Here is a 19,270-nt window from a genome sequence, read left to right on the forward strand (position 1 = left end):
CGTCCCCGGGGCCTCAGGCTAGGAAGGCCATCCCCGGCTGACTAGCGTCGAAGGCGGGGTGCCACGCAGCGGAAAACGCCCGCCGAGATGCAGAGTCTGCTGCTCGACATCGTCGTGATCTTCGGCCTGTCGGTGCTGGCGGCCGTGGTCTGCCACCGGCTGCGGCTGCCCTCCTCGATCGGCCTGCTGCTGGCGGGCGTGCTGGCCGGGCCCGACACCCTCGGCCTGATCCGCAACGCCCACGAGATCGAGCTGCTGGCGGAGATCGGGGTGGTGCTGCTGCTGTTCGTGATCGGCCTGGAGATCTCGATCGCCGATGTCACCCGGCTGCGCCGCCAGTTCAGCATCGGCGGCACCGCCCAGTTCTTCGGCACCGCAGCGGTGGTGGCGGCCACGCTGCTGCTGCTCGGCCTGCCGCCGGCCCAGAGCCTGTACATCGGCTTCGTGATCGCCCTCTCCAGCACGGCCATCGTGCTGCGGATGCTCGAGGAGCGCGGCCAGCTCGAAACACCCCACGGCCGGATGGTGCTGGCCACCCTGATCTACCAGGACATCGGCGTGGTGCCGGTGATGCTGATGGCTCCCCTGCTGGCCGGAGGTGGCGGTTCCGGCCTGGCGGCCCTCGGCGCCCTGGTGGCCCGGGTGCTGCTCGTGGCCGCGTTCGGAATCGGCGCCTTCCGCTGGGCCGTGCCCTGGGTGCTGGAGCACATCACCCGCACCCGCAGTTCGGAGGCCTTTCTGCTGGGCGTGTTCATGCTCTGCGGGGGGATCGCCCTGTTTACCCAGTCGATGGGGCTCTCCCTGGCCCTCGGCGCCTTTCTGGCGGGCTTCATCCTCTCGGAATCGGAGTACGCCCATCAGGCGGTGGCGGTGATGCTCCCGTTCCGGGACGTGCTGATGAGCCTCTTCTTCGTGTCGATCGGCATGCTGCTCGACATCGGCTATCTCCTCGCCCACCCCCTGACCCTGGCCCTGCTGACCCTGGGGGTGATCGTGGTGAAGCCGCTGGTGGCGGCGGGTTCGGCCCTGCTGCTGGGCTTGCCGCTGCGCCATGCGGTGCTGGCGGGGCTGGCACTGGGCCAGGTGGGCGAGTTCTCCCTGGTGGCCACCAAGGCCGGCGTGGGAGCTGGGCTGCTCGGCGGCGACATCCTGCAGATCGTGCTCGATGTGGCGGTACTGAGCATGATCCTCACCCCCCTGCTGGTGGCCGCGGCCCCCCGCTGCGCCGACCTGCTCAGCCGCACCCCGCTGGTGCGGCTGCAGCGCCGCCTGCCGGCCCCTGCCGCGGAACCGGAGGGGGCCGGCCTGGAGGGCCATGTGGTGATCGCGGGCTTCGGGGTGACCGGCCGCAACCTGGCCCACACGGCCCGCCACAGCGGTGTTCCCTACGCCGTGGTGGAGGTTAATGCCGCCATCGTGCGGGAGGGCCTGGAGCAGGGCGAGCCGATCCATTTCGGCGATGCCGGCCACCCTGCGATCCTCGCGCTGGTCCAGGCCGATCGTGCCCGGGCGATCGTGGTGGTGATCGACGATCCGGCGGCGACCCGGCGCATCGTGGAGCAGGCCCGTCGCCTCGCCCCGGACGCCTTCCTGCTGGTGCGCAGCCGCTACCTGCGGGAGGTGGAGCCCCTGCTGGCCCTCGGCGCCGACGAGGTGATCGCCGATGAACTGGAGGTGTCGATCGAGGTGTTCTCCCGGGTGCTGGCCCGCCTGCTGGTGCCCCGGGAGGACATCACCCGGCTGGTGGGAGAGGTGCGCGGCGAGTGGCGCCGGATGACCCGCAGCCTGGCCCCCCAGGCCACCTCGCTCACCGATCTGCGGGTGGCCGTGCCCGACCTCGCGACCCACACCCTGCGGCTCGCCCCCGACTCTCCCCTGGTGGGCCACAGCGTGGCCAGCTCCGGGCTTCGCCGCGAGCATGGGGTGACCGTGCTGGCGATCACCCGCCAGGGCCAGCCGCTGGGCAACCCTCCGAGCGACACCCGCCTGGAGGCGGGAGATCTGCTGTTCGTGATCGCCCCGGACCAGTGGGATCCCCAGGCGCTGGGCTGAGCCCGGGATCAGGAATCCACCAGATCGAGCGAGGCCAGCTGCAGTTCACGGCCGCGCAACAGCTGGCGGCTGATGGCTCCGCAGCGAGGGCACTCACACAGCCCATCCAGAGCAGGAAATTCAGCCTGGCAAGGGCCGCACCAGCAGGCAGCCGCCACCGGCTCGATCCGCAGCTGTGCCCCGGCGGCGGCCGTGCCGGCCATCACCACGTCGAAGGCCAGGGCCAGGGCCTCGGGTTCCACGCCGGCCAGGCTGCCGATGCGCAGGGTGATGGCGGTGATGCGGCCGCCGCCGTGACGCTCGGCCTGCTCCAGGGCCTGCCGGCGCACGGCTTCCATCAGGCTGAGCTCATGCATCGCCGCGCCCCTCCTGCAGCCACTGCTGCAGCAGCTCCTGGGCCGCCGGCAGGGAAGCGAGCAGCGGCGGCGAGAACTCCGTGCCGTGCTGGAAGGCGTAGGCCGGCACGCGCAGCAGGGCCGCGCGGGGGGCACGGCCATAGAGGGCGGCCGTGATCGCAAGGAGATGGGCGGGATCCAGGTGATGGCTGATGCCGGCATGGCCACGGGAGCACGCGCTCGTGAGCGGATCGAGCCGGGGCAGGGGCCTGGCTGCCGCAGCAGGGGGCACAGGCCAGGCATCCACGAACAGCACCCGCTGCAGCGGCGCCAGCTCAGCCGCCAGCTCCGGCGTGAGCTGATGCACGCTGCGGCCACCGACCTGTTCAGCCAGGCGCGGGCCCACGCCGTCGTCGCCGCGCAGGGGGTTGCCGATGCCGATCACGCCCTGCTGCTGCATCTGGATCCCCTGGCCAGATCCCCAGGATGGCGAGGCCTGAGGGCCTGCCCCTGGCGATCGCCCTTCGTGCTGAGGATGGCGCTTCCCTGCATCGAGAAGGCACGATCACAGCCAAGCAGCCGATCTGCGACGTGCTGGGTGTCGAAGGGAGCATCCAATCTCACAAAGAAATCCTTCAAGGAAATCCTTGACAGCTTCGATGCCCTGGATGGTTTCAGGCCCGAACCGCATCACCACATCACCGCCAAAGACCAGAAATCCGGATCCCACCGAAACATCCAACGCGTCGATCGACGCGAACAACTCGAGCATCCATTCGGGAGCCTGGAGAGGGCTGAGCCCAGCCTTCATCGCCGGTGGCGAGGGCCTGGCAGACCGAGACCAGGGCGCGTTGATTGCGCTCAAGACGGAAGGCTATGACTCTTTGTGATGATTGCGGAGTCGCCATTGGTGCCCGAGCAGCTATCGCTACGCTTTGCCATCCCAGGACAGCAGCGTTCCGCTCGTGAACCTTTCCATCCGACTTCTTCAACAGCAGGAGCTGGCCAAGGCTGAAGATCTCTTTCGCCTCGCCTTTGGCACGTTCGTCGGATTGCCTGAGCCCAGAGATTTCGGTGGCGATGCGAATTACGTCCAACCCCGTTGGAAGCTCGACCCGACAGCAGCCTTCGCAGCCGATCTGGACGGAACGTTGGTGGGTTGCAACATCGCCTGTCGCTGGGGGAGCGTGGGCACCTTTGGGCCCCTCTCCGTTCACCCGGATCACTGGAATCAAGGCATTGCCCAAGGCCTGATCGAGCCGGTCATGGATCTGTTTGACCAATGGGAGATTCGGCAAGCCGGACTGTTCACCTTTGCCAACAGCCCCAAGCACCATGCGCTGTATGCAAAGTTTGGATTTTATCCACGCTTTCTGACCTTCATCATGGCCAAGCCGATCCAGATGGATGGCTCGGACATGCCTGGGACCACCTACTCCCAGCTCACCCCCCAGCAGCGCCTGGATTGTCTCCAAGCCTGTGCAGCCCTCACGGATGCGCTCTACCCAGGCCTGGATCTCTCACGGGAGATCGAAGCCGTTCAGGCCCAGGCACTGGGCGATACGGTGCTGCTGTGGGATGGGGCAGGTCTGGCAGCCTTTGCGGTCTGCCATTGCGGCGCCGGCAGCGAGGCCGGCCGTGGTGTCTGCTATATCAAATTTGGTGCCGTGCGCTCCGGTCCCCGGGCCGCCGAACAGTTCGAGACCTTGCTCGCCCTGTGTGAAGGTCATGGAGCATCCCGGAAGCTCACGCGTCTGCTGGCCGGTGTGAACACCAGCCATGAGGCTGCCCATGCGTGCATGGTTGCCCGAGGTTTTCGTACAGAAATGCCCGGTGTCGTCATGCACAGGCCCAACGACCCTGGGTACAACAGACCCGATGTCTTCATCCTCGATGACTGGCGCTGACTCCGTCGCACCTGTCCCGGCATGAGCCGTTGGCGGCTGTGCTGCCCATCGGGCTCATCCTGCTGGCCAGGGCGGCCTGATCAGGCAGGCCGATCCTCGCGGATGTAGGCCTCCTCGGCATGGACCGCATGTTCGTAGGCCGTGATCGCCTTGTGCTGGCAGGCCAGCCGCACGTCGATGTGACCGAGCAGTCGTTCAGCGGCCTTCACGGCCCGATCCGGCTGCACCTTCTCGACCGCATGGATGGAGAGGAGGTGAGCCCCGGGATGGTTGGGAGATCCATCCCTGTTCCAGTACTGCCAAGAAGCGAGCTTCATCAGTGCCTCCGCCTGGCGGGTGCGGATGTCCCGATCCTCCAGATCACTCCGCACCAGCCCCCCAGCCCGTCGGCCCAGGCGGCATGCAGCCCTCCGCGATCCTCGGCGAGCCGCGGAGAGCGCGGGCCTGCAGACACGCTGCCCTGGCCCCGGTCTCCCCCCAAGAGCTGAGGACACCGCTGGGACCGAGCTGAACGGCATGGCGGAAGGCCCGGTTCGCTTCCGCATGGTTGAACGCATCGCAACAACGAAGCCCCTGATCGAAGTCCCTGATCGACATCGGTCGGCGCCTGGGGTGGGCCAGGGCGGCAGCCCCCCGAACAGGAGCCCCCACAGCGGTGGCAGAACGGCCTGCCGAGATCGAGGAAGCACGGGCGTCATGCCAAGGCCAGATGCTGCAGTGGCTGCTCATGCCACCAGGTCCACGGAGATCGGCACACCCGGTGACATCATGCTGAAGACGGGAGAGTAGGTGCAACCGAGCCCCATCACTTCCCGCTCCTGAGCCTCACTGAGAGCGCCCGTGATGTGCATTTCCATGCTCACTATTTTGTATCCCTTGCGAGCATCGGGATCAAGCCCTAGAAATCCACGCAGATCCAGATCGCCCACAAGCGCCGATTCCACGGACTCCAGCAGAAGCGGCGACTCGTCGGCTTCCATCACGAACTTGCCCTCCCGGTCGGGGAAGTCCTGGCCGGCGCCATGGGACGCCTTCACCGCTGAGAATGTCCAGCTGCTGATGGATTCACCCCGCTACACACGGGCACTGAGGCTGGAATCCCAAGGAATGGGACCACCGATGGCTGATGCCCGATCGTGACCTCTACTCTCAACGCTGCCCTGAGTGGCAGAAAGGGAGTGCAGAACGCGTTCAGAGACTCGATGGCGGCCTATCCACTCAAGGGGCCCGTTGGGCCTTGTGGGTTGAGCTAGTCGCTGATGGTAACCCTGCCCCATACCGCTTCACTTGACCCATCAAGGGTTTTTCTTTTTATTTCTTGCACCCTGGCCTTAGTGCCTTTACTGACAATACCCTTGATGCTGCCGAGCGCCCTTCCAGTTGGCGCGGTTTCCCTCAGGTTACAGGCTGTCTGGAGCGTGATCTCTTCATTCTTCCCTGGAACCCGGCTGCTCGTCACCGTCTTGTCTGAGCCAAGCTGATTACCACCGGCCGCCGATTTGCCCAAGTACATCCAACCACTTAGATTCTTCTTGTCCTGTGTCAACTGCTCAAGCAGCTGCTTCTCAGTGGAGAGATCATTCTGAGGCCTCGAATCAGACGCTGATGACGTGCGGCCATGGACGTCAACGATTCTTCCGAGCTTAGAAATAAGTTTGTCTTTAAATTCTTGCGACGCGGCGCTGTCATCCGCGACCAATGACGCTATTGTCTTCTTCAATTCTTCATTTTGGCTTACAATCGCGATGGTAAAGAGTATTGTCTTGTCGCCCTCCTCTTTCGCAAGAGTATAAAGACTCGCCAGTGCCACCTTGGCCTTTGTGGGATCCTTGCCCGTGAGATTATCCAACTGTGATTGTATGCTGCCTGCAAACTGCTGCTTTCTTTCCGCTTCTTGCCTCACCTGCTGCAGCTGTGTTTGGAGATACTGAGATTGCCATGTATTCACTACGCCAAAAAATGGAACCATTATAGCAACGGCTATCTGCAACCTGGCAGCCAGGGATTGATTTTTGATGGCTAGATCCTCCTGCGAGGGTTCATCGTTAAGTTCCGAAGGTTCGGCCATGATGGCAAATATCGAACAAGCATGACTTTAGAGCAGAGAAAGCGCGCGAAACAAAGCCACCTTGCCTAACGCCATCTGGGCTGATCCTCCTGACACAGGAATCCTCTCGAGCCAGCGGCATGAGCGCCCACACGTCAGAGGACATCACCCGAGACCCCTTTCGCAGCAATGGCTCTCAAACAAGCGCGTCGGAGTCCTGGAGTTGATGCGCATCAGCAGAAACCGTTCAAACCAAGGCAACACGCCAGCCCCATCACCCCCGCAGCCGTTCCGCCACCAGCCCCCCTGCAGCATCGCGCAGCTCCACGTGCAATGGCATCTGACCCGCCGCATGGGTGCTGCAGGAGAGGCACGGATCAAAACAGCGGATGCCCGCCTCCACCCGGTTCAGCAGCGGCTCGGGGATCTCGGCCCCCTCGGCCACCGGTTCGGGGATGAATTCCCGCGCAATCTGGGCCACGGTGCGGTTCATCGCCAGGTTGTTCTGGCCCGTGGCGATGATCAGGTTCACGCGGGTGATCAGGCCGTCGTCGTCCACCCGGTAGTGGTGAAACAGGGTGCCCCGTGGCGCCTCGCTCACCCCCACCGCCTCATTCGCATTGAGGGAGGCGCGGGCGCGGATGCGACCACGCATCAGGCTGTCGTCCACCACCAGCTGCTCGATCCCCTCCAGGCAGGCCACGATCTCCACCAGCCGGGCGTGGTGATAGGCAAACGAGGAGGTCACGATGCGGCCACTGCTCTCCACGGTGCCGGTGCGCTGGCGGAACTCCTGCAGCTCCCGATCGGCCCATTCCGTGCCGATCGCCTCGCACACGTTCAGCCGCGCCAGGGGCCCCACCCGGTAGATCCCCCCGGGATAGCCCAGGGGTTTGTAAAACGGAAACTTCAGGTAGCTCCAGCTCTCCACCGCCTCGCCCAGGAAGCTGGCGTAGTCGTCTTCGCTGAGGCCATCGGCCACCACCGCTCCGGTGCTGTCCGTGAAGCGGATCAGACCGTCGATGCACTCCCAGCGGCCGCCCGGCCCCACCAGGCCCATGAACAGGGAGGGGAAATCGCCGAAGCTGCCCTGCTCCCGCTGCAGCGGCCCATCCAGCAGCCGCTTGTAGATCTCCAGCGCCTTGGCCGTGGTGGCCTTCGCCTCCGGCAGCCGCTCCAGGATCCACGCCCTGGCCTCGGCGCTCAGGGGCGTGCGCACGCCGCCGGGCACGGCCCAGGCCGAATGGATCTTGCGGCCCCCCAGCAGCTCCAGCACCTGCTGGCCGAACTGGCGCAGGCGGATGCCGGCCCGGGCCAGATCCGGATCGGCCGCCATCAGCCCGAACACATTGCGTTTGGCCGGATCGCTCTCCCAGCCCAGCAGGAAATCAGGGCTGCTCAGATGAAAGAACGAGAGGGCATGGCTCTGGCACAGCTGGGCCAGGTTGAGCAGCCGCCGCAGCTGGCGGGCCGCCGGCGGCGGCTGCACCGCCAGCAGCTTGTCGCCCGTCTTCGCCGCGGCCAGCAGGTGGCTCACCGGGCAGATGCCGCAGATCCGCGCCGTGATCCCTGCCATCTCGGTGAACGGCCGGCCCTCGCAGAAGGTTTCGAAGCCGCGGTACTCCACCACGTGGAAGCGGGCATCAGCCAGCCGGCCCGCTTCATCGAGGTGCAGGGTGATCTTGGCGTGCCCCTCGATGCGGGTCACCGGGTCGATCGTGATCGTGCGGGTCATGGGGTGGGTCCTGCTGGCAGCTAGCCGAACTTCAACATCGCCGTGCCTTCCATCGCCGGCGTCTCGCCGCGGAGCAGCGGTTCGATGGCGGCGCGGATGCGCTCCGCACTCGGCGGACAGCCGGGCAGATACAGATCCACCGGGATCACCTCGTGCAGCGGCCGCACCCGCTCCAGCAGCTCCGGCACGATCCCCGGCGCATGGGGATGCTGGGCGCCGGTGTCGGCCAGCTCCAGGTAGCCCCGATCCAGCACGCTCTGGCGGCTGCCGCCATCCACGCCGCTCCAGAGGTTGCGCAGGGCCGGCACGTTGCCGCTCACGGCGCAGTCGCCGAACGACACCACCAGCCGCGTGCGCTGGCGCAGCTGCAGGGCCAGCGCGAGGTTGTCGGCGTTGGCCACCGCCCCCTCCACCAGGCACACGTCCACCCCCTCGGGAAACTCCTTCACGTCGCTGGCCACCGGCGAGAACACCACGTCCACATGGGCGGCCAGCTCGAACAGCCACTCGTCGAGATCGAGAAACGACATGTGGCAGCCGCTGCAGCCGGCCAGCCACACGGTGGCGAAACGCAGCCTGGGTGCCTGGGTGCTCATGGTCACTGGTTCTGCCATTGGTGCTGCTCGCGGGCGCTGCGCAGCAGCCGGGGCCGCTCGCGGTGCGCCTCCTTCTCGGCGGTGGTGTCGTCCTTGCGGAAGATGGCGCCGGTGGGGCACACGTCCACGCACTTGCCGCAGGAGGTGCAGGCCGCCACCTCGCCCCAGGGCTGATCCAGCCCGGCGATGATCGAGCAGTCGGCGCCGCGGTTGGCCACGTCCCACACGTGGGCCCCCTCGATCTCGTCGCACACCCGCACACAGCGGGTGCAGAGGATGCAGCGGTGGTGATCGATCGCGAACTGGGGATGGGAGGCGTCCACCCGACGGTGGGGGTACTGGTAAGGGAAGCGGGAGTGGTCCATCCCCACCGCCACCGCCACGTCCTGCAGCTCGCAGGCGCCGTTGGCCACGCAGAAGGCGCACACATGGTTGCCCTCGGCGAAGAACAGCTCCACCGCCATCCGCCGCCACTCCTGCAGCTGGGGGGTGTTGGTGAGCACCGCCAGGCCCTCGCTGGCGGCGGTGGCGCAGGCCGGCTGCAGCCGGCCGCTGCCCTCCAGCTCCACCAGGCAGAGCCGGCAGGCGCCGACCGGGCTGAGGCCATCCAGGTGGCAGAGGGTGGGCAGGCTGGCGCCGGCAGCCCGCACCGCATCGAGAAGGCTGGCGCCATCGGGCACGGCCACCTCCACCCCATCCACCGTGAGGGTGTGCACGCTCATGGGCTCACCTCCTGCAGCAGGCAGGCATCGAGCGGTTCGCACTGGGCCGGTTCCCGGCAGGCCGCCTGGTACTCCTGGCGGAAGTAGCGCAGGGTGCTGAGCACCGGGTTGGGCGCCGCCTGGCCCAGGCCGCAGAGGCTGGTGGCGCCCACCATCCGGCAGAGCTCCTCGAGCCGCCGCAGATCCTCCAGCGACGCCCGCCGTTCCACGAAGCGATCCAGGAGCTGCAGCAGCTGCACGGTGCCGGCGCGGCAGGGCACGCACTTGCCGCAGCTCTCGTTCACGCTGAAGCGCATGAAGTGGCGCGCCACCTCCGGCATGGCGGTGCGCTCGCCCATCACCACCAGCCCGCCCGAACCCATCATCGAGCCCAGGGCCCTGAGGCTCTCGTAGTCCACGGGCGTGTCGAGCAGGTGGGCGGGGATGCATCCCCCCGAAGGGCCGCCGGTCTGCACCGCCTTCACGCCGGCGTCGGGGCCCTCGCCGCCGGGCACACCGCCACCGATGGTCTGCACCACCGTGCGCAGGCTGGTGCCCATCGGCACCTCCACCAGCCCGGTGCGCTCCACCGCCCCGGAGAGGGCGAACACCTTGGTGCCCTTGCTGCCCTCGGTGCCCATGGCGGCGTACCAGTCGCCCCCTTCGCGCAGGATCGCTGGAATCGCGGCCAGGGTCTCCACGTTGTTGATCAGGGTGGGCGCTCCCCACAGACCCACCTGGGCGGGGAAGGGCGGCCGCGGCCGCGGCGTGCCGCGCTGCCCCTGGATCGAGGCCAGCAGCGCCGTTTCCTCGCCGCACACGTAGGCACCGGCCCCCACCCGCACCTCCAGGCGCAGGTTGAAGCGGCTGCCGGCGATGCCCACCCCCAGCAGCCCCTTGGCGCGGGCCTGCTTCAGGGCGAGCCGCAGGCGCTCGATCGCCAGCGGGTATTCCGCCCGCACGTACACGTAGCCATGCTCGGCCCCCACCGCAAAGGCGGCGATCGCCATGCCCTCGATCAGCCGGTGGGGATCGCTCTCCAGCACGCTGCGGTCCATGAAGGCGCCGGGGTCCCCCTCGTCGGCGTTGCACACCACCGTGCGGGGCCCGGGGGGCTGCAGGGCCACGGTGTCCCACTTCAGGCCGGTGGGGTAGCCGGCGCCGCCGCGGCCCCGCAGGCCGCTGCGCTTCACCTGGTCGCGCACCTGCTCGGGGGAGCACTCCAGCAGCACCCGCCTGAGCTGGGCGTAGGAGCCGTGGGCCAGGGCGTCGTCGATCGACTCGGGGTTCACCACGCCGCAGCCCTCCAGCACCACCGCCTTCTGCAGCGCGAAGAAGGGGTGGGCGGCCTCGAGCCGCTGGCCGGCCAGCCCATCGGCGCGACCGGCGCCCAGGCCAGTGGCCACCTCCAGCAGGGTGGACGCCTGCTCGGGGGTGAGATCGGCATAGAGCTCGGTGCTGCCGGAGCCTGGCCCCTCGCCGGGCTCGCCGATCTCACCAGTGCGATCGAGGGCCACCAGGGGGCCGCGGCCGCACAGCCGCAGGCAGCCCACCGGCTTGATCGTCACCGATTCGGCGGCGCCGCCCAGCTGGTCGCGGGCGGCCAGCAGCGCCAAGCGCAGGGCCTCGGAGCCGGCGGAGCGGCAGCCGCTGGCGCCGCAGCAGCGCAGTTGCAGCGGGGTGGGGCCGGTCATCAGCGCCCTGCCCCCACGGGATCGCCGGCGGCCAGGCCGAGGGCCTCGAGGCGGGCCTCCAGGGCGGCGGGATCGTCCACCGGCAGCCTGGGCTCCAGCTGGCCGTCCACCACCAGTACCGGTGCCTGGCCGCAGGCCCCCAGGCAGCTCACATGCTCCAGGGCCCAGGTGCCGTTGCCGGCAGCGTCGTCGAGCTTCAGGCCGAGGCGCCGCTCCAGCCGCTCCGCCAGTTCGGCGCCGCCCTTCACGAAGCAGGCCGTGCCCAGGCACACGGCGCAGCGGTGGGCGGTGGGCGCCTCCAGGCGGAACAGGTGGTAGAAGCTGGCCACCCCCTGCACCCGCGAGAGCGGCAGCCTCAGCTCCCGCGCCACCTGGGCCAGGGCAGCCGGGGGCAGATGGCCGTAGAGCTCCTGCACCTGATGCAGCACCTCGATCAGGGCATCGGCGCGACCGCGCTGCTGGCGGATCAGCCGGCTGGTGCGCTCCACCGCCTCGAGCGGCAGCTCGGCGGTGGGCTCAGGAAGAGGGATCGTCGCTGCCATGGTCGGCCCTGATCGCCACACCGGGGCTAGCAGCGTTTCCCGGCGCTGTCAGCGCTGAGGGCGGGCCAGGCTCAGTCGCCATTCCCGCCGAAGCCTTCGTCATCGAAGGGTTCGAACTCGTTCCAGCCGGGACTGGCCTCGTTGAACAGGCCGAAGCGGGCATCCACGTCATCCATCAGGGTGTCCCCGGTGGGGTGGGTGTCGCAGGTGACCCCGCCGTCCGCCGTGGGGTGGCAGTCGTCGAAGACGACATCGGCCGCGGCAGGCCCCACCGGCATGGCTGACACCAGCAGGGCAAGCATGAGGGCCGTGGGCGCGAACCACGAGCCGAGCCACGCGGTGGGGCCGCCGGGGATGCGGGCTGGGATGATGGCAGAGCAATGCTTGGCGGCGATGTACACCGACTGGACAGCCGTGATCCTGCTGCTGCTGACGGCCGTTCCCCTGGCCGTGGTGGTCGCGACAGCCGCCTTCTTCATCAGGCAGCAGAAGAAGAAGCCGACCCGCTGAGACCGGGTCGGGCCAGCTTGAGCACCTCGGCGGTGGTGGTGGCGGACGCTCGGCGCACGCGTCGTCCCTGTCCCAGACAGTCCAGACAGGTGCGGAAACGCTGGTCATCCAGGCGCAGGATGCCACTGCCGCCGCAGTGGCTGCAGACCTCGTCCGCGACCGACCTGGCGACCGACTTGTTGAGCGGCTTGTTGAGCGGTCCGGGGGCCGGGGCCTCCGGCAGGCAGGTTTCTCGGGCCCGGTTCAGCCCTTCCAGGGAGTTCATCGCAGGGGCTCGGGTGAAGCGGGAGGAGTGGGTTCAGTCTGGGTGGATTTGCCGCCGCCGATCCCGAAAGCTTCCTTAAGCCTGCGGGCTTTCCATTGCCGTCTCCGCGTTGGCGACTACACCGGCACCGCTCAGCACCCGCTGCAGGCCGCCGGGGCTCAGGTTCTGCACCAGCTCCGCCGCGCTCAGCCGGGATCCGGGTGGCACCAGGGCGGCGCTGGCCGCCAGGACCCCGATCACGCCCGGGGCATCCAGGCCCCGCTGGCGGTAACCCGCCAGCCCCTCGGCCCCGTCGCGCTTGCTCAGCCGGCGGCCGGTCCCCGGCTCCCGCCACAGGGGCACATGGGCGTAACGGGGGGGCTCGGCCCCCAGATGCCGCATCACCGCGACCTGGGCGGCCGTGGAGCGCCACAGGTCCTCCCCCCGCAGCACATCACTGATGCCGAGGCTGAGCTCATCGACAGCGGTGGCGAGGTGGTAGGCCAGAAACCCATCGGCGCGGCGGAGCACCACATCGCCCACCTGGCGCTCTGCATCCAGCCTCCCCTCGGGACCGGTGCGCTCCGGCCAGGTCAGGGATCCGGCGTCGAGCCGCAGGCGCCAGCTGGGCAGACGGCCGTCCCGCCATCCCCAGCCGCGCTGGCTGTCGCGGCAGAAGCCCGGATAGACCGGCCAGGCGCCATGGGGGGCCGACACATCGGCCAGCAGCCGACGGCTGCAGCGGCAGGGATAGAGGTCGCCGGCCCGTCTGAGGGCCGTGAGCACCGTGGCGTAGAGGCCGCGTCGCCGGCTCTGGCGCACCACCGGGCCATCCCAGTCGAGGCCGAGCCAGCGAAGGTCGGCCAGGATCGCCTCCTCAGCCCCCGGACGGTTGCGCGGAGTGTCGAGGTCATCGATCCGCAGCAGCCACTCCCCTCCGGCCAGCCGCGCCTCCAGCCAGCTGAGCAGGGCAGTGCGGAGGTTGCCGCGGTGCAGGGCCCCGCTGGGGGACGGGGCGAAGCGCCCCCGGTAGCCCCGGGCCCGCCCGGCCACGCCGGCAGCGATCAGGTCCTGGACATGACGGGGCAGACGAAGCACACGGAAGACGACGCCATAAAGGGCGACGCAGATGGGCGACTCAAATGGGCCGCAGAGAAGGGAGAGAAGGGCACGAAAAAGGCGGCCCGACGGGCCGCCGCAGAAACCCGGCAGCCCTCGGCTGCCGGACAGGATGGCCAGGGAGGCTCGGCGTGGCCTCAGCCCTGCACGCGATCCTTGAACATCTTGCCGGCGGTGAAGGCGGGCACCCGCTTCGCCGGGATCTTGATCTTCTCGCCGGTCTTCGGGTTGAGTCCCTGGCGGGCGGAACGCTCCCGGGGCTCGAACGATCCGAAACCGAGGATCGACACTTTCTTGCCCTCCACCACGGAATCAATGATGGTGTCGATGGCGGCATCGACGACCTGGGACACTTCGGTCTTGGTCAGCTCGGTGCGAGCAGCCACAAGGTTGACGAGGTCAGCTTTGTTCATGGGACGGGTTAAGCCTCTGGGTGGCGGTCGGGTGGGTGGCGGTCTGACAGGCGATCTGGGGAGGCGGGTCGGACATCCCCAACCGTCTACGGGTCAAGCGCGCCAATGGTATGGGGCCCATTCGATTGCCGCAACCGAGAAGCAGGATGCCGCAACGGTTTTGGTGCTCGATTGGCGAAATCCGCACCGAACTATCCCTCCCGCCGGGCGCCGAGGGGACCCGCGGGGACGTTGAGGCCCTCCTCCAGATCCAGACCGGCCAGCAGCGCCGCCCCGCCGGCGACCAGCTTCTGGCCCCGCAGCGCCCCCAGCCCGCCCCCACAGGCGATCCAGTGGGGCGAGCCTTCCGGAAGCCAGCGGCGCAGCCGCGCCAGGCTCCGCAACTGACGCGGCCAGTGGAAGGTGCGGGCGGTGCGCAGCGGCGCCAGCGCCCCCGGCCCCACGGGCAGCAGCAGACGTCCACAGAACAGCACGTTCAGGGTGGGGCCGGCCACATGGAGCACGGCGGCGCCCGGCGTCGGCCCCGGGGTCCACAGCAGGGCCACCCCCGGCGCCAGCCGGGACTCGGCGCCGAAGCGGCGGAGGCCGCTCACCCCGGGCAGCAGGTAGGCCTCCTGCTCCTGCACCAGCACGTCCCAGCCGATCGCCTCCTGGAGCCGCCGGCAGCGGCCATGACCCTCACGGCTGGTCATCACCACCGTGCCGCCGAGGGGGCGGGCCCGCAACCAGTCGAGGTTGGCCTGGCTGTAGCCGGGGCAGTCCACCAGCAGATCCCCGGCCAGCCCGCTGTGGGCGGCCTCCAGCAACCAGCTGCTGCCCCCCTGAGTGTCCCGGCTGGGGGCGAACAACCAGAGGCCGGGGAGGACCAGCTGGGGGGGACGACCCGGTTCCGGAGGGGGAGCTTGCACTGACACCGGGCCTGGTTCCGATCCTCTGCCTAGTTTGTGGGTCGCACTGGCCTGCCCCGTTGTCTGCCCCTTCCACCCCGGCGCCTGCGGCGGCTGCCCCTCCCCTCGGGACCGGCCCCTTCCGGATCCAGCGCGGCAGGCCCGGGCCGCTCGGGGCGAGCACCACGGCCCGGGGGGTGAACTTCTCGGTGGTGGCGCCGCTGGCCACGCGGGTGGAGCTGCTGCTGTTCCCCCATGGCGAAGCCACGGAGCCCTCCATGGTGGTGGAGCTGGATCAGCGGCACCGCTCGGCCGACCACTGGCACGTGGAGGTGGAGGGGATCGGGCTGGGGGCCTGCTACGGCTACCGGGTGTTCGGACCGCTGCAGCCGGGGGGGCACAGCTTCGCCCCCTCGAAGGTGCTGCTCGATCCCTGCGCCCGTGCCATCGCAGGCTGGCGGGGTTACAGCCGCGACGCAGCGGTGGGCAGTGTCCCCAACGCCGCCCGCTGCCTCAAGGGGGTGGTGACCGAGCGGGAGTCGTTCGACTTCAGCGCCGCGCCCCGTCCACGCCACAGCTGGCAGCGCAGCGTGATCTACGAGCTGCACGTGGCCGGATTCACCCAGGGACCGGGGTGTCCGGTGCCCTCCCACCGGCAGGGCAGCCTGCTGGGCCTGATCGACAGCCTGCCCTACCTGCAGCAGCTGGGCATCACAGCCATCGAGCTGCTGCCGGTGATGGCCTTCGACCCCAGCGACGCCCCGGCGGGGCGCCGCAACCACTGGGGTTACAGCCCGCTCAGCTGGATGGCCCCCCATCCCGACTACCTGCTGGGCGACGACCCCCTCACGGCCCGGGCCCAGGTGCGCCAGCTGGTCACGGCCTGCCACCAGGCGGGCATCGAGGTGCTGCTCGATGTGGTCTACAACCACACCAGCGAAGGCAACCGGCAAGGGCCCACCCTCAGCTGGCGGGGGTTCTGCGATCGCCTCTATTACCAGCAGAACGCCCTTGGGGACTACCTGGATGTGAGCGGCTGCGGCAACACAATCGCCGCCAACCGTCCCCTGGTGCGGCGGCTGATCCTCGAATCCCTGCGCTGCTGGGCCATCGAACTGGGGGTGGACGGCTTCCGCTTCGATCTGGGCATCGCCCTGAGTCGGGGGGACGGCCTGACGCCGCTCGACGACCCACCCCTGTTCGAGGCCATCGAGGCCGACCCGGATCTCGCCGATCTGAAACTGATCAGCGAACCCTGGGACTGTGGCGGTCTCTACAAACTCGCCGACTTTCCGGCCCGGCGGATCGCCACCTGGAACGGCCGTTTCCGCGATGACCTGCGCCGCTTCTGGAAGGGGGATGAGAAGTGCGTGTGGTCCCTGGGACAGCGCCTGAGCGGCAGCCCCGACCTCTACCACCACGTGCCGGTCCATCCCGGTCAGGCCATCACGTTTCTGACCGCCCATGACGGCTTCACCCTGGCCGATCTGGTGAGCTTCAACGGCAAGCACAACCTGGCCAACGGCGAGGACAACCGCGACGGGGACAACCACAACAACAGCTGGAACCACGGGGTGGAGGGGCCCTGCAACGACCATGCGGTGACGGCCCTGCGGCAGCGCCAGCTGCGCAACCTGCTCAGCACCCTGCTGCTGGCTCCCGGCGTGCCGATGCTGCTGATGGGCGACGAGGTGCGGCGCAGCCAGGGGGGGAACAACAACACCTGGTGCCAGAACAACCCGCTCGGCTGGATGCACTGGCAACCCGATGGCGACGACCTCGCCCTGCGCACGTTCCTTCAGCGGCTGCTGGCCCTGCGCGCCCATCTGCTCGACCTGCTCAATCCGGAAGTGCCGCTGCCGGAGCGCCCCCAGCGACGCCAGGAGGATCCCACCCATCTCTGGCGCCAGTGGCACGGCGTGGAGATCGCCCGACCGGACTGGGCCAGCTGGTCCCACACCCTGGCCTGGAGCATCAACGACAACGTGCAGGGTCCCCTGCTGTGGTGCGCCATGAACGCCTACAGCAAGGCGGTGCACTTCGACCTGCCCGTCTCCACCTCGGGATGGCTGCGGGTGCTCGACACGGCGCTGCCCCCTGGCCAGGACCTGCCGCAACAGCCTCAGGCCTGGAAGCCCACAGGTCTTCCCCTGGAAAGCCGCAGCCTGGTGCTGCTGGTGTCACGACGCCGGATGGCTGGCCTCAGCCTCCCCGGGGACGCCAGCGCCAGCCACGTTTAACACTTCTTTACATTAGGTTGGTGGCCGTTGCGGGGCCCGCTGTGCTGTTTTCCGTTCTCTATGTCGCGGCGTTCGCTGTGATCCTCTGCGGGGCCTTCTCCCTGATGCGCCAGGGTTTCGTCACCCCAGCCCCGGCAGCCCGGCGGACCCGCCGCCATCCCGAAGCCCCCGAACCGGGCGAAGCCCTGCTCTACGTCGACCTCAACCGGGAACGGCTGGAGGCGCTGTATCAGAAGGCCTCCTGAACCGGCCCACCCGGCCGGCCGGCCGTCCCTCAGGCCGGGTGGACGGTGTGGAGCGCGAGGGGGCGGTAGCTGGGGGATGCACTGCTGACCACCTCGAAGGCCCGCCAGGTGGCGATGGCCGCCGGCTGGACATCCAGCTCCGGCCAGGCGATGCGCACGCCCTTCCAGGTGATGCCCACACAGGTGAGATCAGGGTCGTCAGCCATCAGCGACCACAGCACGTGCACATCACTGCGCCGGTAGTCCTCAGGGGCGGCCGGCACAGCGGGGTCGGCCAGGGTGCCAGGCCCGAGCGTCAGCTGACGGGCGTTCTGCCAGGAGAGGTAGGTGCCATCGTCGGTGGGATAGAACCAGCAGGCTTCGTTGTGCGCCTCCCGCAGGGGAAAGCGATCCACGGCATGTACCTGCTGCGGGTCATCGCAGGACACCGCGTAGGCCGCCAGCCAGAGGGAGTCGACGGCGAAGCGGGGAATGGCGGCGTCGCAGATCAGCCGGCAGCGCTCCTGGCCCTGCAGCCCGGCCGGAACGGTTCCTTCGAAGCCGAGTCCGGGCAGCGCAGCCACCAGGGATGGCGCAACATCAAAGAGGCGCAGAGCCTGGGCCTCGCGGATTCCCTGGCTCTGCGCCTGCAGCAGATCCCCCCAGACGGCGGGGCCGTCGGGGGGAAGGTGATCGTGGGGAGCCAGGACAAAGGCGAGTGAGGCGGACATGGCCTGGTTCCCGGGAACGACGGCACCGCCCGGCGGGGTGCCGGGGGCGATCAGCCGAGGCCGATCTGACCCAGGATGCCCTGACCGGTGAGCAGCTCGGTGGCGAGACCGATCACGAAGCCGAGCATGGCCAGGCGGCCATTCCAGGTTTCGGCGAAGGCCACGAAGCCGAAGCGGGAGGTGGAGTCGGACATGATTTCGCTTAGTTGCGGAATGTGAAGGAACTGTAACAGCAGTTGGGGGATCCGGGGCGATCCGGAGCCGGCCATGGGAAAGCGGGAGGATTCCAGGCTGGTTCCTGAACCCGCGTCGACGATGGCCCCGGACTCCCCTGACAACCTGGCCACCAACAACCTGGCCACCGCCAGCCCGACCACCGACAGCTCGAGCGCCGGCGCGGTCGTGTGGGCACGCCTTCGGGACGTCCCCGATCTCGAGGAGTATCTGGACGCCGATCCGGAGCGCTTCACCGAAGAGGTGCAGCGGGCCTTCGAGCAGTGGCGCACCCTGCCTGCCGACCAGCTCGAGGCGGTCGCCCTGCTGCGGGCATTAGAGGTGACCAACGGCTGCGTGCAGTGGGCCTTCCGCCGCAAACTCGACGGCCATCTCGGGGTGGAGCGGACCCGCGCCTGCATGAAGACCGTGATGGGGTTCATGGTGAGCAAGCAGATCCGCTGGCCCGATGGGGCCGTGGTCGACTTCGACCCCAGCGTCGTCCCCTGGCTCGATGCGGTGCGCGGGCTGTACATCGCGGCCTTCAAGAACGGCGATGCCGCGGCCGCCCGGTCGTTTTATGCCCAGTCCGCCGGGCAGTTCCTGGCGCTGGGACGGGAGCGGATGCGACGGGCCTTCGGAGGGGTGGAAGACCAGTTCGGCGAGCTCTTCGGCGAGGACTTCCTGGAGCGGGGTCGGCGCTACGCGGCGCGCTTCCTGGCGCCCTCGCCGGAGGCCATGGAGGCCCCAGAGGCCACCCGGGGCACGCCCAGCCGGCAGCCGAGCTGAATCACCCCCTGATCCAGCAGGCGCCCCAGCCGAACCGCCGCGGCCTCCTCCACCCTGGAGAAGAGGTGCTGACGCCCGGCCACCCAGCTCAGCTCCGCGGGCGTGATCACCCCGGTGGACACCGACTCCAGAAAGAGCTCCCCGACGGTCATGACGGCATTAAGAAGTGTGAACACTGTGGCAGGTCCCCGCGGGCAACGGGGACCTGCCAGGGGTGGCGGGCGGCCTGCCATGGCGCCTTCACGTTCCGTTACGTGGATTGCCAGAGTCTTGCCATCCCTGCCTGCGTGC

At 68.7% G+C, this 19,270-nt stretch carries 24 protein-coding genes; 6 read left to right on the forward strand and 18 right to left on the reverse strand.

From position 1 onward, the window contains the following. Positions 1–87 precede the first annotated feature (87 nt). Positions 88–2,052, forward strand: coding sequence for a cation:proton antiporter domain-containing protein (locus ACLNEE_RS04255; protein ID WP_411422725.1), 1,965 nt, complete (start codon positions 88–90; stop codon positions 2,050–2,052). A gap of 8 nt (positions 2,053–2,060) precedes the next feature. On the opposite strand, the gene hypA is transcribed toward ACLNEE_RS04255, so the two are convergent. From hypA to ACLNEE_RS04270, 3 genes are all read right to left on the reverse strand, one after another. After that, positions 2,061–2,408: a hydrogenase maturation nickel metallochaperone HypA gene (gene hypA / locus ACLNEE_RS04260; protein ID WP_411422724.1), complete on the reverse strand. Its 348-nt coding sequence runs from the start codon at positions 2,406–2,408 to the stop codon at positions 2,061–2,063. Then, a complete protein-coding gene (locus ACLNEE_RS04265; RefSeq protein WP_411422723.1) occupies positions 2,401–2,847 on the reverse strand; it encodes a hydrogenase maturation protease in 447 nt (148 codons plus the stop codon). The genes hypA and ACLNEE_RS04265 overlap by 8 nt, the downstream gene beginning before the upstream one ends. Before the next feature lie 105 nt (positions 2,848–2,952). Then, positions 2,953–3,159 carry a hypothetical protein gene (locus tag ACLNEE_RS04270; protein WP_412006812.1) on the reverse strand — a complete coding sequence of 69 codons (207 nt, stop codon included), beginning with the start codon at positions 3,157–3,159 and terminating at the stop codon, positions 2,953–2,955. 193 nt (positions 3,160–3,352) lie between these two features. On the opposite strand from ACLNEE_RS04270, the gene ACLNEE_RS04275 reads away from it, so the two are divergent. Next, complete coding sequence (locus ACLNEE_RS04275) at positions 3,353–4,294, forward strand: GNAT family N-acetyltransferase (protein ID WP_411422720.1); 942 nt, start codon at positions 3,353–3,355, stop codon at positions 4,292–4,294. An 80-nt stretch (positions 4,295–4,374) separates the two neighbouring features. Here ACLNEE_RS04275 and ACLNEE_RS04280 read toward each other — a convergent pair whose 3' ends face one another. The 9 genes from ACLNEE_RS04280 to ACLNEE_RS04320 all read right to left on the reverse strand — a co-directional run bounded on the left by ACLNEE_RS04280 (position 4,375) and on the right by ACLNEE_RS04320 (position 11,887). After that, complete coding sequence (locus ACLNEE_RS04280; RefSeq protein ID WP_411422719.1) at positions 4,375–4,665, reverse strand: hypothetical protein; 291 nt, start codon at positions 4,663–4,665, stop codon at positions 4,375–4,377. A 354-nt stretch (positions 4,666–5,019) separates the two neighbouring features. Further along, the gene (locus ACLNEE_RS04285) at positions 5,020–5,331 is read right to left on the reverse strand and encodes an OsmC family protein (protein ID WP_411422717.1); all 312 of its coding nucleotides are present in this window, start codon (positions 5,329–5,331) and stop codon (positions 5,020–5,022) included. 212 nt (positions 5,332–5,543) lie between these two features. Next, on the reverse strand, positions 5,544–6,362 hold the full coding sequence (locus tag ACLNEE_RS04290) for a hypothetical protein (RefSeq protein ID WP_411422716.1): 819 nt from the start codon (positions 6,360–6,362) through the stop codon (positions 5,544–5,546). 253 nt (positions 6,363–6,615) lie between these two features. Continuing rightward, positions 6,616–8,076 (reverse strand): Ni/Fe hydrogenase subunit alpha, encoded by a 1,461-nt coding sequence (locus tag ACLNEE_RS04295; protein ID WP_411422715.1) that lies wholly within the window; start codon positions 8,074–8,076, stop codon positions 6,616–6,618. 20 nt (positions 8,077–8,096) lie between these two features. After that, positions 8,097–8,672: an NADH-quinone oxidoreductase subunit B family protein gene (locus tag ACLNEE_RS04300; RefSeq protein WP_411422714.1), complete on the reverse strand. Its 576-nt coding sequence runs from the start codon at positions 8,670–8,672 to the stop codon at positions 8,097–8,099. 2 nt (positions 8,673–8,674) lie between these two features. After that, positions 8,675–9,394 (reverse strand): bidirectional hydrogenase complex protein HoxU, encoded by a 720-nt coding sequence (gene hoxU, locus ACLNEE_RS04305; protein WP_411422713.1) that lies wholly within the window; start codon positions 9,392–9,394, stop codon positions 8,675–8,677. Further along, positions 9,391–11,067, reverse strand: coding sequence for a NuoF family protein (locus ACLNEE_RS04310; RefSeq protein WP_411422712.1), 1,677 nt, complete (start codon positions 11,065–11,067; stop codon positions 9,391–9,393). The genes hoxU and ACLNEE_RS04310 overlap by 4 nt, the downstream gene beginning before the upstream one ends. After that, complete coding sequence (locus tag ACLNEE_RS04315; protein ID WP_411422711.1) at positions 11,067–11,609, reverse strand: NAD(P)H-dependent oxidoreductase subunit E; 543 nt, start codon at positions 11,607–11,609, stop codon at positions 11,067–11,069. The genes ACLNEE_RS04310 and ACLNEE_RS04315 overlap by 1 nt, the downstream gene beginning before the upstream one ends. A 71-nt stretch (positions 11,610–11,680) precedes the next feature. Next, positions 11,681–11,887, reverse strand: coding sequence for a hypothetical protein (locus tag ACLNEE_RS04320; RefSeq protein WP_412006813.1), 207 nt, complete (start codon positions 11,885–11,887; stop codon positions 11,681–11,683). Between ACLNEE_RS04320 and ACLNEE_RS04325 the strand changes: the two genes are divergently transcribed. Continuing rightward, positions 11,886–12,119: a hypothetical protein gene (locus tag ACLNEE_RS04325; protein ID WP_412006814.1), complete on the forward strand. Its 234-nt coding sequence runs from the start codon at positions 11,886–11,888 to the stop codon at positions 12,117–12,119. The two genes, ACLNEE_RS04320 and ACLNEE_RS04325, sit on opposite strands and share 2 nt — an antisense overlap. On the opposite strand, the gene ACLNEE_RS04330 is transcribed toward ACLNEE_RS04325, so the two are convergent. The 4 genes from ACLNEE_RS04330 to ACLNEE_RS04345 all read right to left on the reverse strand — a co-directional run bounded on the left by ACLNEE_RS04330 (position 12,088) and on the right by ACLNEE_RS04345 (position 14,803). Beyond that, complete coding sequence (locus ACLNEE_RS04330) at positions 12,088–12,384, reverse strand: hypothetical protein (protein ID WP_411422709.1); 297 nt, start codon at positions 12,382–12,384, stop codon at positions 12,088–12,090. The two genes, ACLNEE_RS04325 and ACLNEE_RS04330, sit on opposite strands and share 32 nt — an antisense overlap. 75 nt (positions 12,385–12,459) lie before the next feature. Then, entirely contained in the window at positions 12,460–13,461 is a 1,002-nt protein-coding gene (gluQRS, locus tag ACLNEE_RS04335) for a tRNA glutamyl-Q(34) synthetase GluQRS (RefSeq protein WP_411422708.1), read from the reverse strand. 158 nt (positions 13,462–13,619) lie between these two features. Further along, on the reverse strand, positions 13,620–13,895 hold the full coding sequence (locus ACLNEE_RS04340; protein ID WP_411422707.1) for an HU family DNA-binding protein: 276 nt from the start codon (positions 13,893–13,895) through the stop codon (positions 13,620–13,622). Between the two features lie 191 nt (positions 13,896–14,086). Beyond that, on the reverse strand, positions 14,087–14,803 hold the full coding sequence (locus ACLNEE_RS04345) for an MBL fold metallo-hydrolase (protein ID WP_412006815.1): 717 nt from the start codon (positions 14,801–14,803) through the stop codon (positions 14,087–14,089). A 59-nt stretch (positions 14,804–14,862) separates the two neighbouring features. Between ACLNEE_RS04345 and ACLNEE_RS04350 the strand changes: the two genes are divergently transcribed. Together ACLNEE_RS04350 and ACLNEE_RS04355 are read left to right on the forward strand one after the other, a co-directional pair. Continuing rightward, entirely contained in the window at positions 14,863–17,022 is a 2,160-nt protein-coding gene (locus ACLNEE_RS04350) for a glycogen debranching protein (protein ID WP_411422705.1), read from the forward strand. Between the two features lie 41 nt (positions 17,023–17,063). After that, complete coding sequence (locus tag ACLNEE_RS04355; protein ID WP_412006816.1) at positions 17,064–17,267, forward strand: hypothetical protein; 204 nt, start codon at positions 17,064–17,066, stop codon at positions 17,265–17,267. A 29-nt stretch (positions 17,268–17,296) separates the two neighbouring features. Here the strand turns inward: ACLNEE_RS04355 and ACLNEE_RS04360 are convergent, their stop codons facing one another. After that, complete coding sequence (locus ACLNEE_RS04360) at positions 17,297–17,977, reverse strand: hypothetical protein (protein WP_411422703.1); 681 nt, start codon at positions 17,975–17,977, stop codon at positions 17,297–17,299. Between the two features lie 50 nt (positions 17,978–18,027). Next, on the reverse strand, positions 18,028–18,171 hold the full coding sequence (locus tag ACLNEE_RS04365; protein WP_087067963.1) for a chlorophyll a/b-binding protein: 144 nt from the start codon (positions 18,169–18,171) through the stop codon (positions 18,028–18,030). A gap of 121 nt (positions 18,172–18,292) precedes the next feature. On the opposite strand from ACLNEE_RS04365, the gene ACLNEE_RS04370 reads away from it, so the two are divergent. Further along, positions 18,293–18,979, forward strand: a complete 687-nt coding sequence (locus tag ACLNEE_RS04370) for a hypothetical protein (RefSeq protein WP_411422702.1) — start codon at positions 18,293–18,295, stop codon at positions 18,977–18,979. Positions 18,980–19,270 lie beyond the last annotated feature (291 nt).

The organism is Aphanothece stagnina RSMan2012 (assembly GCF_046764815.1).
Lineage (GTDB): Bacteria > Cyanobacteriota > Cyanobacteriia > PCC-6307 > Cyanobiaceae > NIES-981.